At 72.1% G+C, this 13,983-nt stretch carries 18 protein-coding genes; 8 read left to right on the forward strand and 10 right to left on the reverse strand.

Features of this window, described 5'->3' with window-relative positions:
- The coding region (locus AB0H87_RS26475; protein WP_360150996.1) for an AraC family transcriptional regulator at positions 1 to 664 on the forward strand (664 nt) is incomplete at its 5' end.
- A gap of 1 nt (position 665) precedes the next feature.
- Here AB0H87_RS26475 and AB0H87_RS26480 read toward each other — a convergent pair.
- Positions 666 to 947, reverse strand: a complete 282-nt coding sequence (locus tag AB0H87_RS26480; RefSeq protein ID WP_360150999.1) for a hypothetical protein — start codon at positions 945 to 947, stop codon at positions 666 to 668.
- 167 nt (positions 948 to 1,114) lie between these two features.
- Positions 1,115 to 1,915, reverse strand: coding sequence for an NAD(P)H-binding protein (locus AB0H87_RS26485; protein WP_360151002.1), 801 nt, complete (start codon positions 1,913 to 1,915; stop codon positions 1,115 to 1,117).
- A gap of 61 nt (positions 1,916 to 1,976) precedes the next feature.
- On the opposite strand from AB0H87_RS26485, the gene AB0H87_RS26490 reads away from it, so the two are divergent.
- The 4 genes from AB0H87_RS26490 to AB0H87_RS26505 all read left to right on the forward strand — a co-directional run bounded on the left by AB0H87_RS26490 (position 1,977) and on the right by AB0H87_RS26505 (position 4,625).
- Positions 1,977 to 2,660 carry a hypothetical protein gene (locus AB0H87_RS26490; protein WP_360151004.1) on the forward strand — a complete coding sequence of 228 codons (684 nt, stop codon included), beginning with the start codon at positions 1,977 to 1,979 and terminating at the stop codon, positions 2,658 to 2,660.
- Between the two features lie 10 nt (positions 2,661 to 2,670).
- Positions 2,671 to 3,933 carry an aspartate aminotransferase family protein gene (locus tag AB0H87_RS26495; protein ID WP_360151006.1) on the forward strand — a complete coding sequence of 421 codons (1,263 nt, stop codon included), beginning with the start codon at positions 2,671 to 2,673 and terminating at the stop codon, positions 3,931 to 3,933.
- Between the two features lie 82 nt (positions 3,934 to 4,015).
- On the forward strand, positions 4,016 to 4,345 hold the full coding sequence (locus AB0H87_RS26500) for a putative quinol monooxygenase (protein WP_360151009.1): 330 nt from the start codon (positions 4,016 to 4,018) through the stop codon (positions 4,343 to 4,345).
- A 25-nt stretch (positions 4,346 to 4,370) separates the two neighbouring features.
- A complete protein-coding gene (locus tag AB0H87_RS26505; protein ID WP_360151012.1) occupies positions 4,371 to 4,625 on the forward strand; it encodes a hypothetical protein in 255 nt (84 codons plus the stop codon).
- On the opposite strand, the gene AB0H87_RS26510 is transcribed toward AB0H87_RS26505, so the two are convergent.
- Positions 4,612 to 5,787, reverse strand: coding sequence for a CapA family protein (locus AB0H87_RS26510; protein WP_360151015.1), 1,176 nt, complete (start codon positions 5,785 to 5,787; stop codon positions 4,612 to 4,614). The genes AB0H87_RS26505 and AB0H87_RS26510 overlap by 14 nt on opposite strands.
- Before the next feature lie 39 nt (positions 5,788 to 5,826).
- A complete protein-coding gene (locus AB0H87_RS26515; protein ID WP_360151018.1) occupies positions 5,827 to 6,747 on the reverse strand; it encodes a phosphatase PAP2 family protein in 921 nt (306 codons plus the stop codon).
- A 50-nt stretch (positions 6,748 to 6,797) separates the two neighbouring features.
- On the opposite strand from AB0H87_RS26515, the gene AB0H87_RS26520 reads away from it, so the two are divergent.
- Positions 6,798 to 7,367, forward strand: a complete 570-nt coding sequence (locus AB0H87_RS26520; protein ID WP_360151021.1) for a GNAT family N-acetyltransferase — start codon at positions 6,798 to 6,800, stop codon at positions 7,365 to 7,367.
- On the opposite strand, the gene AB0H87_RS26525 is transcribed toward AB0H87_RS26520, so the two are convergent.
- Positions 7,318 to 7,890, reverse strand: coding sequence for a DUF1349 domain-containing protein (locus AB0H87_RS26525; protein WP_360151023.1), 573 nt, complete (start codon positions 7,888 to 7,890; stop codon positions 7,318 to 7,320). The two genes, AB0H87_RS26520 and AB0H87_RS26525, sit on opposite strands and share 50 nt — an antisense overlap.
- 80 nt (positions 7,891 to 7,970) lie before the next feature.
- On the opposite strand from AB0H87_RS26525, the gene AB0H87_RS26530 reads away from it, so the two are divergent.
- Positions 7,971 to 8,684: a hypothetical protein gene (locus AB0H87_RS26530; protein ID WP_360151025.1), complete on the forward strand. Its 714-nt coding sequence runs from the start codon at positions 7,971 to 7,973 to the stop codon at positions 8,682 to 8,684.
- Positions 8,681 to 9,271: a GrpB family protein gene (locus AB0H87_RS26535; RefSeq protein WP_360151027.1), complete on the forward strand. Its 591-nt coding sequence runs from the start codon at positions 8,681 to 8,683 to the stop codon at positions 9,269 to 9,271. Before AB0H87_RS26530 ends, AB0H87_RS26535 begins: the two co-directional genes overlap by 4 nt.
- 388 nt (positions 9,272 to 9,659) lie before the next feature.
- On the opposite strand, the gene AB0H87_RS26540 is transcribed toward AB0H87_RS26535, so the two are convergent.
- From AB0H87_RS26540 to AB0H87_RS26560, 5 genes are all read right to left on the reverse strand, one after another.
- Positions 9,660 to 10,511: a hypothetical protein gene (locus AB0H87_RS26540; RefSeq protein ID WP_360151030.1), complete on the reverse strand. Its 852-nt coding sequence runs from the start codon at positions 10,509 to 10,511 to the stop codon at positions 9,660 to 9,662.
- The gene (locus tag AB0H87_RS26545) at positions 10,508 to 12,865 is read right to left on the reverse strand and encodes an excinuclease ABC subunit UvrA (RefSeq protein WP_360151033.1); all 2,358 of its coding nucleotides are present in this window, start codon (positions 12,863 to 12,865) and stop codon (positions 10,508 to 10,510) included. Before AB0H87_RS26545 ends, AB0H87_RS26540 begins: the two co-directional genes overlap by 4 nt.
- An 84-nt stretch (positions 12,866 to 12,949) precedes the next feature.
- Positions 12,950 to 13,360, reverse strand: a complete 411-nt coding sequence (locus tag AB0H87_RS26550) for a VOC family protein (RefSeq protein WP_360151036.1) — start codon at positions 13,358 to 13,360, stop codon at positions 12,950 to 12,952.
- 56 nt (positions 13,361 to 13,416) lie between these two features.
- Positions 13,417 to 13,599 carry a DUF1737 domain-containing protein gene (locus AB0H87_RS26555; RefSeq protein WP_360151039.1) on the reverse strand — a complete coding sequence of 61 codons (183 nt, stop codon included), beginning with the start codon at positions 13,597 to 13,599 and terminating at the stop codon, positions 13,417 to 13,419.
- An 11-nt stretch (positions 13,600 to 13,610) separates the two neighbouring features.
- Entirely contained in the window at positions 13,611 to 13,820 is a 210-nt protein-coding gene (locus AB0H87_RS26560; protein ID WP_360151042.1) for a DUF2007 domain-containing protein, read from the reverse strand.
- Between the last annotated feature and the right edge of the window lie 163 nt (positions 13,821 to 13,983).

Genomic DNA, 13,983 nt, shown 5'->3' on the forward strand with positions numbered 1-13,983 from the left:
CTTCCGATCTGGCGCCCGCACCGGGCACTGGGCGGCCGACTGCCGCAGCCTCAACATCCGCGTCGACCGGGCCGGGCTGGAGTCCGAGCTGGCAACGCTGCTGGGCCGCCCGGTCCGCGGTCCGATCCGGTTCGGCGCCAGCTTCGACACCACCAGCGGCGCCGGGCTCACCTGGGCCCGGATGGTCAACCTGCTGCGGTCCGAGATCGCCAACCCGCACAGCGCGCTGCTCCAGCCACTGGTCGCCGAGCGCTACTCGCAGGGGCTGCTGGGCGGGTTGCTGTTCGCGGTCGACCACCAGTACGCGGACGCCCTGACGACGCACGCGCCGCCCGCGCGGCCGCGCACGGTCCGGCGGGCGATCCAGGTGATGGAGGCCGACCCGACACACCGGTTCACCACGGCGGAGCTGGCCCGGATAGCGGGCGTGTCGGCGCGGGCGCTGCAGGAGGGCTTCCGGCGGCACGTCGGCCTCGCGCCGATGGCCTACCTGCAGCACGTGCGGATGGGATACGCGCGGGAGGAACTGCGGCACCCGATGCCCGGCCGGGACACGGTGGCCGCGGTCGCGCACGCGTGGGGCTTCGGCCACCTGGGGCGCTTCGCGGCGGCCTACCGCGAACGCTACGGCGAGTCGCCGTCGGAGACCCTGCGCGGGCGGTGAGCTATTCCCCCGGGTCGCCGTGGTGGTCGCGCGGGACCCGCTGGGCGGGGATGCGCGGCTCGGTGCGCACCACCGGCCCACGGCCGTTGGGGCCGCGCAGGCCCGCCAGCACGCGATGGGCGGCGGCGAGGCCGTCTTCGGTGGCCGTGGTCAGCGGCGACGGCTGGACGTCCGCGGGGTCGACGCGCAGCGCCGCCTGCAGCCGGTCGTAGCGGTGCAGGAAGTCGACCGCGCTGCTGAGTGCCGCGACCGCACGCAACATGTCACCTTCGAAGTCCGGCATGGACGCGTCCCTCCCCCTGCGGATCGGACGGACTTTAAGCCGGTGCCCGCACCACGTCGATCCACTTCACGCCGGGGCTATCCAGATCGCGCGGCTGGGCGGCCACCACGTCGTACCGCACAGCTGCGGTCCGCCGCATGCGAACACTCGCGGCTCACCCGCGGGGACTACGCCAGGGCGGCTTCCACGGCTGCGCGGAGGGTCGCCGGTGGGCGGCCCAACAGCCGGCGCAGGTCGTCGGTCTGGCGCTCCAGCGCACCGGCCCGGGCGAGCTGCTCGAGGAAGCCCATCGGGCCGGGCGTCGGCTCGACACGGTCGCGGTGCTCGACCGGCCTGGTCTCGCTGAGCACCTCGGCGAGCTGCGGATAGGTCCACAGCGGTCCGGTCAGGTCGTACGCCTGCCCAAGGTGCTTGTCGTCGGTCAACGCGTTGGCGGCCGCGGCGGCGAGATCGGCGCGCAGGGCGGTGTTGAGGCCGCGCCCGCCGGTGCCGTCCGCCAGCACCCCGGCGTCGAGCACCGCGCGGAGACCCGAGTTGATGAAGGCGTCGGAATAGAAGGGATGGCGCAGGATCGTGAAGCCCAGGCCGCTGCCGGTGATGGCACGCTCGGTCTCGTGGTGGGCGGCGTTCATGCCGCCGCCGCCGTCCCGGTCCGCACCGAGAAAGCTGGTGTAGGCGATGGCGCGCACGCCGGTGGCGACCGCCGCGTCGATGACCGCGCGATGCTGCCGGACCCGGCGCTCGGTGGCCAGCTCCGGCGAGGAGATCAGCAGGACGCGGTAGGCGCCCCGCACCGCGGCCCGCAGGCTCGCCGGGTCGTCGTAGTCACCGCGCCGGACCTCGACACCGGCCGGCTCGCCGGCCCGACCCGGGTCACGGACGGCGGCGACGACGCCGTGCCCACGGGAGCGCAACTCCCCCACCACGAGCCGACCGAGCGCACCGGACGCCGCACACACCACGATCATGGGAGCCAGGCAACACCGCACCGACCACGCGGCGCCACCGAGTTTTTGGGATCATGCCGCGGTGGCTGACTGGGACGAGTTCGTGCGGGCGGTGCCGTGGTTCCCGACTGCCGATGTGGTCGGTGCTCCGCGGCCGTGGGACCGCGGGCCGGTCGACGGCCTGCCCGCGCTGTCGGCGCTGCTCGCCGCGGCGACGCTCACGCCGGTCGTCGTCGCGGACACCGCGTACGAGCTGCTGGCCTGGGGTTCGCCGGGCCGGCGCCGGGGTTGGCTCTGCCACCCACCCCACCGGGCCGGCGGCGACCGCGTTCCCGAGATCCACCAGCGCTTCTGGGCCGTCTGCGGCGGGTTTGTCGAGCAGTTCGGTGGGCCGTCGACGTGGTGGGAGAACCAGAACGAGGTGCTCACGGTGTCCGCGACGCACGTCTCGGTGGCGGAGCCGATCGCCGCGTACGGGTGGATCTGGCAGGACGAGGGCATGGCGGTGCCCGTCGACCCGGCCGACTACTACCCCGCCGCCGTCGAGGCCAACGGCAACCTCACGCTGGCCCACCGCGACGACGGCCGCCTGCTGCTCTTCGCGCCCGACCACGACTTCGACGACGTCACACCGTTCGCCGGATCACCGCCGTGCTCGCTGCTCACCTTCGACGAGCTGCCCGACCTCGCCGCCTGGATCGAGGACTGCGCCGCGGCGTGGCTGGCGGACGATCCAGCGCTGTCCAACCCGACGCGGGATGTCTAGCGTGACGGGCATGGGCTTCTGGGACGACGTCGAGCGGCACCTGGTGCGGTACTCGGCTGCCGGGCGGTTCACGCCCGAGGTGATCGCGCGGGCCGAGGGCAGCTACGTGTTCACCGAGTCCGGCCGGCGGATCCTCGACTTCACCTCCGGGCAGATGAGCGCGATCCTCGGCCACTCGCACCCCGACATCGTGGCGACGGTCAACCGGCAGGTCGCCACGCTCGACCACCTGTTCAGCGGCATGCTGAGCCGGCCCGTGGTCGACCTGGCCCGCCGCCTCGCCGAGTCCCTGCCCGATCCGCTGGCCAAGGTGCTCCTGCTCACCACCGGCGCCGAGGCCAACGAGGCCGCGATCCGGATGGCGAAGCTCGTGACCGGCAAGCACGAGATCGTCTCCTTCGCGCGGTCCTGGCACGGCATGACCCAGGCCGCCGCGGCGGCGACCTACAGCTCCGGGCGCAAGGGATACGGCCCGAACTCGCCGGGCAACTTCGCGATCCCGGTGCCGGTCGGCCCAAAACTGCGGGCGGCGGACGACCGCGGGGTGGACTGGCGGCCGCAGCTCGACCTCGCGTTCGACCTGATCGACGCGCAGTCGGTGGGCAGCCTGGCGGCCTGCATCGTCGAGCCGATCCTCAGCTCCGGCGGCGTGATCGACCTGCCCGAGGGTTACCTGAGCGCGCTGTCCGCGAAGTGCCGCGAACGCGAGATGCTGCTCATCCTCGACGAGGCGCAGACCGGGCTCTGCCGCACCGGCACCTGGTACGCGTTCGAGCGTGACGGCGTCGTACCCGACATCCTGACCCTGTCCAAGACGCTCGGTGCGGGCCTGCCGCTGGCGGCCGTCGTGACCTCCGCGGAGATCGAGGAGCGGGCGCACGAGCGCGGCTACCTGTTCTTCACCACGCACGTCTCCGACCCGCTGGTCGCCGCGGTCGGCAACACGGTGCTCGACGTGCTCGAGCGCGACAAGCTCGACCAGCGCGCCGCCGAGTCGGGTGGCTTCCTGCGGGCCGGGCTGCTCGCGCTGGCGGACAGGCACGACGTCATCACGGACGTACGCGGCCGCGGCCTGCTGGTCGGCCTGGAACTCGCGTCCGACGAGGTCGGCGCCGAGGTGACCCGCCGCTGCCTCGCGCTCGGGCTGCACATGAACGTCGTGCAGCTGCCCGGCATGGTCGGGGTGTTCCGCATCGCGCCGCCGCTGACCGCGACGCGGGAGGAGCTCACCGAGGGCCTGGAGATCCTCGACGAGGCCCTGGCGGCCGCCTGAGCGGATCATTCTGCGACACTCGGCTCGGCGCGACGCGGGGACAATGGGCCGGCGCGGTCCGCGCGGCCATCAGGAGGATTAAATGATCTTCATTACCGCCAAGTTCCGGGTCAAGCCGGAGCACGCCGAGCAGTGGCCGGCGATCTCGCGCGACTTCACCGAGGCGACCCGCGCCGAGCCCGGCTGCCTCTGGTTCGACTGGTCGCGCAGCCTCGCCGACCCGACGGAGTACGTGCTGGTCGAAGCGTTCCGCGACGGTGACGCCGGCGCCGCGCACGTCGGGTCCGAGCACTTCCGGCAGGCGCAGAAGACGCTGCCGGGCTACCTCGCGGCCACCCCGAAGATCGTCAACGCGACCGTGCCCCAGGACGACTGGTCGGCCCTCGGCGAGCTGGCCGTCCCGGAGGAGTGAGCTTTCCGCGTGGGACGATCCGTCGATGGAGGTCCTCCTCGAGCACGGCGGCCGGCGGTTCGTGGTGCTGGCCTACCACGACGCGGTGCACCACGACGGGCCTGCGCTGGAACTCGCCGAACTGGTGGACGGTGAGCTCGGGCCGTCACTCGTGACGGTGCTGTTCCAGGACAGCTCCGACGTCCTGCTCGCCGACGCCGGCCTGCCGCTGGCGGTCCTGACGGCGTTCATGGCGGAGGTCGCACGCGAAGGGGCCCGACTGGGTCTCAACGCGGGATGACGGCGCCGGCGCCGCGGCTGTTCACCGTGGCGGCGGTCCGGCGCCACGACGCTCGGCAGTCCCGGTTCGTGGCGCAGCGCGCGGCGTCCAGCACCCGTGGGCGCCCGCCGACCACCATCCAGGTCGGCAGCGCTTCCGCCCGGACGACCCGGAACCGGCCGGGTGCCACCTCGCGGACGGTGAACCGCGCCAACACCCCGTCCCGGGTGTCGCGGGAGAAGTCCTGGGCCGAGACGTGGTTGCCGAGGCCGTACGCGACCCACTTCCCGCCGATGCGCTCGAACGGCTGCACGACGTGGGCGTGGTGGCCGACGATCAGGTCGACGTCCGGCGAGCTGAGCACCTCCCGGGCCACCCGGCGTTGCAAGGCGTCCGGCTCGTGGGCGTACTCCGTTCCCCAGTGGACGGACGCGACGACGAACTCCGCGCCCGCCGCACGGGCCTTGCGCGCCTCGCGCAGCAGCGCCCGGACGTCGAGCTCGTTGGCGAGCCACGGCTTGTCCTTCGGCTCGACCAGGCCGTTGAAGCTGAAGGTGTACGAGACGTGCGCGACGCGTACGCCGTCGACGTCGTAGATGGTCGGCCGCGCCGCCTCCGTGGCGCTGCGCGCGGTGCCGGTGTGCCTGATGCCCGCGGCGTCCAGCGCGGCGAGCGTGCGCCCGACGCCCGCCGCGCCGCCGTCGAGGCTGTGGTTGGAGGCCGTCGAGCACGCGTCGTAGCCGGTGCGCCGCAGCGCCGGCGCGATCTGCGGCGGCACCGCGAAGATCGGATAGCCCGTGAACGGGCCACCGCGCGGTGCGACCGGCGTCTCCAGGTGGCAGATCGCGAGGTCGGCGGCCCGGACCACCGGCGCGACGTCCTGGAACAGCGGCGCGAAGTCGAAGCCACGGCCGACCGCGGCGCCGCGCCACAGTCCAGAGTGGAGCAGCACGTCGCCGCTGGCGACCACGGTGAACGTCCGGGGCACCCGGGCCGACGTCGGGATCGGTGACGGCGGCGGCCACGGCGTGAGCCGGGCGGGCGCACCACCTCCGCTGCCCGACGCGGTGCCGGATGGGGCGACCACTGCGGTCGCTGGACCCGGGCCACCGCCGGCCAGCAGGACCGGGCCGAACACCAGCAGGAAGACAGTGCCACCGATGACCGCGCGACGAAGCAGCACCCATGCAGGGTGGCAGAATCGGCGGCGTCCGGCTGCCCCCTAGTCGACAGTGGACGAGACGCCGGCCTTCGCCTCGACCCCGAACGGCACGGCCTGCGGGACGAGCCGGTGTGCGGTCGCCAGCACCGCGGCCACCACGAGGCCGGCCACGCCGGCGATGCCGAGCGCGCCGCCGCCGTACGCGGTCAGCAGTCGGTTTCTGCTCAGTTGGTCGGTCGGGGTGGTCAGCACCTGGTCGGTCAGCTTCATCGCGACGGCGGCGCCGGCCAGCAGCACGAGGCCGGCGAGCGCGAGCACGGTCACCGCGTACCGGTTCCGCGGGCCGTAGACGACGTCGCCGTGCCGCCGCTGCGCGAACAGGATGAACAGGCCGGCCAGGTTCGCCCACACCCCGACGACGAGGAACGCGGCCGCGACGTCGCTGGGTCGATGCCAGCCGGCGGACAGCGTGGCGATGCCGACGATCGCGGCCCCGCAGGCGCCGACCACGGCGCCGGCACCGCGTACCCGGGGCGGCAGCACCAACAAGAACGCGATCGCCACCGCCATGGCGATCGTGGCATGGCCGCTGGGCAGGCTGTTGCCGGCCGCCGCGCGCTCGACGTCGACGCCGAGCTGGGGCCGTTCGATGAGGCGCTTGAGCACCTGTGTGGTCACGCTCGCGCCGGCGATCAGCAGGATCGCGCCGAACGCCACGGCGACCCGGCGCCGGATCAGGGCGATGAACCCGATGGCGGCCGTGGCGCCGACCAGTGACACCACCGACACGGTGTTGAGGATCGTGTCGACGACGCCGTTGATCCGGGCCTGGCCGATCCAGTTGCCCGCCAACGCCACGGTGTCCAGCAACTGCCCGTGCGTGGAGCGCACGAAGAACCGCCAGACGGCCACCAGGCAACCGAACTCGGCGGTTGCCAACAACACGAACCAGAGGCCAAGCCCGATCGGCCACCTACGCATGCGCAGCAACCTAACCCACCCGGCGGTCGGCTGCCGTATGGTGCTCCGGTGTGGCAGGACAATCCCCGCGCACTGTCGTCAGGCCGTGCCGGGCCGAGGACCTCGACGCGCTGGAGCGAGGGCTCCCGACCGGGCTGAACCGCTACCACGAAGCCCGCTTCCGCCGGCAGGGCGAGGGGCTCAGCACGTTTCTCGTCGCGTACGACGGTGATGGTCCCGTGGGCTCCGGCGAGATCCTGTGGTCGGGTGCCAAGGAACCGGAGGTGCGCGAGCGGTTCCCCGCGTGCCCGGAGATCAACGGCCTAGGGGTGGTGGCGGCGCGGCAGGGTCGGGGCGTCGGCACGGCGATCATCCGTGCGGCCGAGGAGCTGGCGGCCTCGCGGGGCATGCGGTGGATCGGGATGGGTGTTGCCGACGACAACGGTCGGGCGGCGGCGCTCTATCTGCGGCTCGGCTACGTCGATCCGGATTGTCGCTATCTCGACCGTTATCAGTGGGTCGACGAGCACGGCGCGCGCCATGACATCGCCGACCCGTGCCGCTTCCTGGTCAAGGAACCCCCGACCCGCGCTATTCGAGACCGTCGCGGGAGGTCGGCGGACCGATCCGGAAGCCCCTGAACCGCGCCTCCAGGCCGGCGTGATCGCGCTCGGGTGAGCAGCACATGACCCCGACCGCCACGGTGGCGGGCAGGTCGAGGTGGCCGAGCCGGAGCAGTGCCCACTCGCCGCCGGTCCGGCAGTGCACGGCCAGGGCGTCGCCGAACCGGGTGACCCGCATCGAGACGGCGCCCGGCTCGCCGTCGAGCGGCGCGACCGACAGGTCCGAGAACTCGCGCGTGTAGACCGTGCTGACCTGCACGGCGCCGGAGGTCACCTCGAGCCCGGTCTTCAGCCAGTTGCGCTCGTCGGCGCGGACCATCAGACCGGCCTGGTCGAAGCGGGTGGCGTGCCCGGCGGAGACGGCCACCTCGGCGGTGAAGTCGCCGGTCGCGGTCCGGCTGTAGAAGTGCCCGTTGTCGGTGGTCCAGTCGTAGAACGTCGCCCGCCAGAAGTCGGTCCTGGGCCCGGTGACCGCCCGGATCTCGTCGCCGTCGACCGACCAGTCGGCGGGCTCGTTCAACCACGTCATGTCGTCTGCCACATCGATGATCGTAGCGGCGTCGGGTGCTGGACAGGTGCTGTCACCATGACGGTCCACACGCGAGGGACGGGGGGGCCGCCGTGCAGATCATCGAGGTGACGGACCTGGCGGTCCGGACGGCGGTCATCCGCCTCCGCCGGCGCGGGACGCCGCTGCAGTTCGTGCTCTACCCGATGATCCACATGGCGAAGCCGACGTTCTACGCGGCGGTCACCCGGCGGCTCCGCTCGGCCGACGTGGTCGTGGTCGAGGGTGTCGGCGGTGGGGGCGGGCGGCCGTCGGTGCTGGTCCGTGCGCTGACACTGAGCTACACGGTGCTGAAGCTCAACCGCCGGGCGAAGCTGGTGGAGCAACGCATCGACTACGCGGCACTCGGGGTGCCGGTGGTGCGCCCGGACGTCAGCTTCGAGGAGTTCCGGGCCGGTTGGCGGCGGATCCGCCTCAAGGACCGCCTGCTGCTGTGGGCCGTCCTGCCCGCGGTCCTGCTGGCGCGCCTGTTCGGCGGCACCCGCGTGATCTGGTCGCGTTCGATGGAGCTGAACGACCTGCCGCTGACGCTGAAGGACGAGGAGCAGAACGATTTCCTGCCGGAGTTCGAGGCAGCGCTGGGCGGCGAACGCGACGAACGTCTCCTGGCGGCGCTGTGCCGCCTGCACGAGGACCGCGGCGACGAGCCGATCGAGGTCGCGGTCGTCTACGGGGCGGGCCACACGACACCGGTCGTGCTCGGCCTGATGAAGCGGTACGGCTACCGGCCGCGGTCCGCGGATTGGCTTACGATCGTCGATTTGTGAGCGGTGAGCGGCAGGACCCGATCATTGTCGTCCCCTATGACGACGGTTGGCCGGTGAGCTTCGCGCACGAGCGGGACCGCGTCGAGGCGGCACTGGGCGATCTGCTGGTGGGTCGCGTCGAGCACATCGGCAGCACGTCGGTCCCGGGTCTGGCGGCGAAGCCGATCGTCGACATGTCCGCGGTGATCGGGTCCTATGACCAGGGCGCGGGGGTCGCGCGGGCACTGGCCGCCATCGACTGGGTAGCCGCACCGGAGCCGGGCGACGTCGCGCAGCGCAAGTGGTCGTTCTGCTACCCCGACACGGCGTGGCGCACGCACCATTTGCACGTCTGGGAGGCGGCCGATCCGACCTGGCCCGGGTTGCTTCGCTTCCGGGACCATCTCCGCGAGCACCCGGCGGTGGCCGCGGAGTACGCCCGCATCAAGTCGGACCTGGCGGCGACGGACGACCGCGACCGCCCGAAATACCGCGCGGGCAAGGCCCCGTTCATCGAACACGTCCTGCGGCTGACCGCCGAACAGGATGACATCGCCCTTAGCCACGACCGCGCGGGCGGCGGCGCCAAGCCAGAGCGCACGGAGTAACCGGAAGGCGTGAGGCCTGCCCACAGGCGGGCGGGGCTGCGGCCGTAGCCCGACCGATGCCGCCAACTCCGCGAACGCCTGGCTGGGACGTCGTCGCGGGACAGGCACGGTCGTCGGTCAGCCAGCGTTTCGGGCAGAACCAGCGGGTCGGCGCCCCGGCTCGCCGGCGGCGGTGTTGTTGAGGTTGTGACGATCCTGGGGGCTGCCCAAGTGCCGGCTCACGGCCGACGGAGCGGGCCACCGCTCGCCGGCCGGCGGGTAGGCGACCAACGCCTCGGCCGACACCTGGCGCGTGGCGTCGTTGCGGGCCGGGCGTCGGCCGGTCCGGTTTCGGCGCCGCCGGCGGCTGCGGCGTGAACGGGTTGTCGGTTGACCCGCAGCCACTCCGTCAGCCCGCGGCCGCGCCGTTGTTGAGGGTTGTGACCATCGTGCGTAGCCACGACTGCGACAGTGCCGGCTCCCGGCCCATCGAGCGGGCCAACGCCCGCCGCCCCGCAGGGCTGCGCCCGTAAGCCACCAGCGCCGCGGCCTCCGCGAGCGCTTGGCGCGTGGCGTCGTCGCGGCTCGGGCCTGGGTCGTCCGCCAGCCAGCGGTCCGGGTGATACGAGCGCGTCAGCTTCGTCTGGTGGTCGCCGAAATACGACCAGACGAACGGGTGCAGCGACACGTTGCGCACCGAGCGGGCCGGTAGTTGGCGGGTCCAGGGGGCGTGTTGCTGCCAGCGGTACGTTTTCGGGCTCGTCCGGCGCTCCGTCGTCACCCCGATGAAGCGCAGTTTGCGGCGGATGACCGGCCAGGGTTCGCGGTCCTCGTCGATCCACCGGCGCAGCAGCTCGAACAGCTCCGTGAACGTCGCGCCCTCGTGGACCACGTCGACGAACGCCACCGGGCGGGCTCGGCGGGACAGCGCGTGTGGGGTCAGGGACAGCGACGCCAGGATGCGGCGGGCCTCCGACAGCTCCGCCGGGGTCAGTGGGCGGCGGCGGGAACCCGCGTACGGGCGCGCGAACGAGAGCGGCAGCCGGCTCAGCCGGTCGCTGGTCATCGCCCCGCCGAGGAGGTCGTACATCGAGTCCAGCGACCGGCCCACGAAGACCAGGTCGGCGTCGCCGCTGCGGGCCAGGACCTTGCCCGTGCAGGCCACCAGGTCCGCGAGGTGCCACAGGGTCGGCTCCGCCGTGCCGTTGCGCAGCGAGCCGAGCTGGTCCGGCGTCACCAGGTCCCAGCGGAACGGGATCATCCGCCGACGTACTCCGCGAGGTGTTGGCCCGTCAGCGTCGACCGCGACTTGACCAGCTCGGCCGGCGTGCCCTCGAAGACGATGCGGCCGCCGTCGTGGCCGGCGCCCGGGCCCAGGTCGATGATCCAGTCGGCGTGGGCCATGACCGCCTGGTGGTGCTCGATGACGATGACCGACTTGCCCGCGTCGACCAGGCGGTCGAGCAGGCCGAGCAGCTGCTCGACGTCGGCCAGGTGCAGGCCCGTGGTCGGCTCGTCGAGGATGTAGACGCCGCCCTTCTCGCCCATGTGCGTCGCCAGCTTGAGGCGCTGCCGCTCGCCGCCCGACAGCGTGGTCAGCGGCTGGCCCAGCGTCAGGTAGCCGAGACCCACGTCGGCCAGCCGGGAAAGGATCTGGTGCGCCGCCGGCGTCTTGGCCTCGCCCGCGCCGAAGAACTCCACGGCCTCGCTCACCGGCATCGCGAGCACCTCGCTGATGTCGCGGCCGCCCAGGTGGTATTCGAGCACCGACGCGTCGAAGCGCTTGCCCTCGCAGTCTTCGCACGTCGTCGCGACGCCGGCCATCATGCCCAGGTCGGTGTAGATGACGCCCGCGCCGTTGCAGCTCGGGCAGGCGCCCTCGGAGTTGGCGCTGAACAGGGCCGGCTTGACGCCGTTGGCCTTCGCGAAGGCCTTGCGGATGGGCTCGAGCAGGCCGGTGTACGTGGCCGGGTTGCTCCGTCGCGAGCCCCGGATCGCGCCCTGGTCGACCGTGACGACCCCCTCGCGGCCCGAGACCGAGCCGTGGATCAGCGAGCTCTTGCCCGAGCCCGCCACGCCGGTCAGCACGACCAGCACGCCGAGCGGGATGTCGACGTCGACATTCTGCAGGTTGTGCAGGTCGGCGCCGCGCACCGAAAGGGCGCCGGACGCCTCGCGCACGGCGGGCTTCAGCGACGCCCGGTCGTCGAGGTGGCGGCCGGTCAGGGTGCCGGACGCACGCAGGCCCGCGACCGTGCCCTCGAAGACCACCTCGCCGCCACCGGTGCCCGCGCCCGGGCCCAGGTCGACGACGTGGTCCGCGATCGCGATCGCCTCGGGCTTGTGCTCGACCACGAGCACCGTGTTGCCCTTGTCGCGCAGCTGCAGCAGCAGGTCGTTCATCCGCGCGATGTCGTGCGGGTGCAGGCCGATGGTGGGCTCGTCGAAGACGTAGGTCACGTCGGTCAGCGACGAGCCGAGGTGGCGGATCATCTTGGTGCGCTGTGCCTCGCCGCCGGAGAGCGTGCCGGCCGGCCGGTCGAGCGAGAGGTAGCCCAGCCCGATCTCGGCGAACGAGTCGAAGAGGTGCTGCAGCCCGGCGAGCAGCGGTGCCACCGACGGGTCGTCGATGCCGCGGAGCCACTCCGCGACGTCGCTGATCTGCATGGTCGACACGTCGGCGATGTTCTTGCCCTTGATCTTCGACGACCGGGCCTCGGCCGCGAGCCGGGTGCCGTCGCACTCGGGGCAGGTGGTGAACGTGACCGCCCGCTCCACGAACGAGCGGATGTGCGGCTGCAGCGCGTCGACGTCCTTCGAGAGGAACGACTTCTGGATCCGCGGGATCAGGCCTTCGTACGTCAGGTTGATGCCCTCGACCTTGATCTTGGTCGGCTCCTTGTAGAGCAGGTCGTGCAGCTCGCGCTTGTTGAACTTGCGGATCGGCTTGTCGGGGTCGAAGAAGCCGGAGCCGCGGAAGATGCGCCCGTACCAGCCGTCCATGCTGTAGCCCGGCACCGTGAGCGCGCCCTCGTTGAGCGACTTGCTGTCGTCGTAGAGCTGGCTCAGGTCCATGTCGTTGACCGAGCCCATGCCCTCGCAGCGCGGGCACATGCCGCCGAGGCGGTTGAACGTCGCCTTCTCGGCCTTGGTCTTGCCGCCCCGCTCGACGGTGATCGCGCCGCTGGCCCGCACCGACGGCACGTTGAACGAGAACGCGTTGGGCGGGCCGATGTGCGGCTGGCCGAGCCGGCTGAACAGGATGCGCAGCATCGCGTTGGCGTCGGTGGCGGTGCCGACCGTGGAGCGGGGGTTGGCGCCCATCCGCTCCTGGTCGACGATGATCGCGGTGGTCAGGCCGTCGAGAAGGTCGACCTCGGGCCGCGCGAGCGTCGGCATGAACCCTTGCACGAACGCGCTGTAGGTCTCGTTGATCATCCGCTGCGACTCGGCGGCGATCGTGTCGAAGACCAGCGAGCTCTTGCCCGAACCGGAGACGCCCGTGAACACCGTCAGCCGGCGCTTCGGGATCTCGATGCTGACGTCCTTGAGATTGTTCTCGCGGGCGCCCTGCACACGAATCAGGTCGTGGCTGTCGGCGACGGCCTTGCTCATCGGTTCTCCATCCGTTCTGGGCGAATTCGCGGCGTACGGGCAAGGTTCGGCCATGCTACGCGGCCCGGGCGACACTTTTTCGGGCTAGCTGACCTGGTTGAACCGGACCTGGTTGCCGGCGGGGTCGCGGAACGCGCAGTCCCGGACACCCCACGGCTGCTCGGTGGGCTCCTGGAGGACCTCGGCGCCGCTGTCGCGTACGCGGGCGAAAGTGCCGTCCAGGTCCTTGGTGCCCAGCACGATGGTCGCGTAGCTGCCCTTGGCCATCATCTCGTTGATCGTGCGCCGCTCGTCGTCGGTGACGCTCGGGTCGGCGGCCGGCGGGGTCAGCACGATGGCGGTGGCGCCCGGCTCGGCGGGGCCGACCGTGATCCACCGCATGGTGCCCTTGCCGACGTCGTTGTGCACCGTCAGGCCGAGCGCGTCCCGGTAGAACGCGAGCGACTGGTCGGGGTCGGTGTGCGGAAGAAAGGTCCAAGCAACGGTGATATCCATGCCCACGACGCTAGGCCCGGGCGGGTGCGGGGTGCTTCTTGATTCCTGACCGTCTGTCAGTCGTCGGTCGCCAGCACCAACGCCTGCGCGGCGACGACCCGCTCGCCGTCGAAGGTCAGGGCCGGCGAACCGTGCAGGCGGTAGCCGCCCTCGAGCAGGGCGCTGACCCGCGCGCAGAACTCGGCGTCGTCGGGCCCGGTGATCAGGCGGTAACGGAGCGGTTGGGCATGATCCTTCACGTTCACCGACTCTAGAGGTCCGCGAGGATGCGCCGGGCCTCCTCCTCGTCGGCGGGAGCGACCAGCACGCGCACGCCGTCCTGCTGCAGTTGCGGTTGGAGGCCGCCGGCGTCGTCCGCGACGAACGTCGCGAGCACGCCGTGACTGCGCAACAGGCCCACGGCGAGCTCCGCCTCGATGCGGCTGCCGACGACCGCCACCGTGACCGGTGCACTATCCACCAGCCGAGCGTAGGCCGGTCCGGGGCTGGGCGTCCCTGACGAACACGATCGCGTCGTGGCTCGCCAGTTGGGCCGGGTCCAGCGGGGCGTAGCCGAACCAGGGTGACAGACCCGGCGGCGCTGCGGGCCCGGATCGACGCGCACGTCACCGACGAGGTCAGCG

This window comes from Asanoa sp. NPDC050611, from assembly GCF_040654855.1.
Lineage (GTDB): Bacteria > Actinomycetota > Actinomycetes > Mycobacteriales > Micromonosporaceae > Asanoa.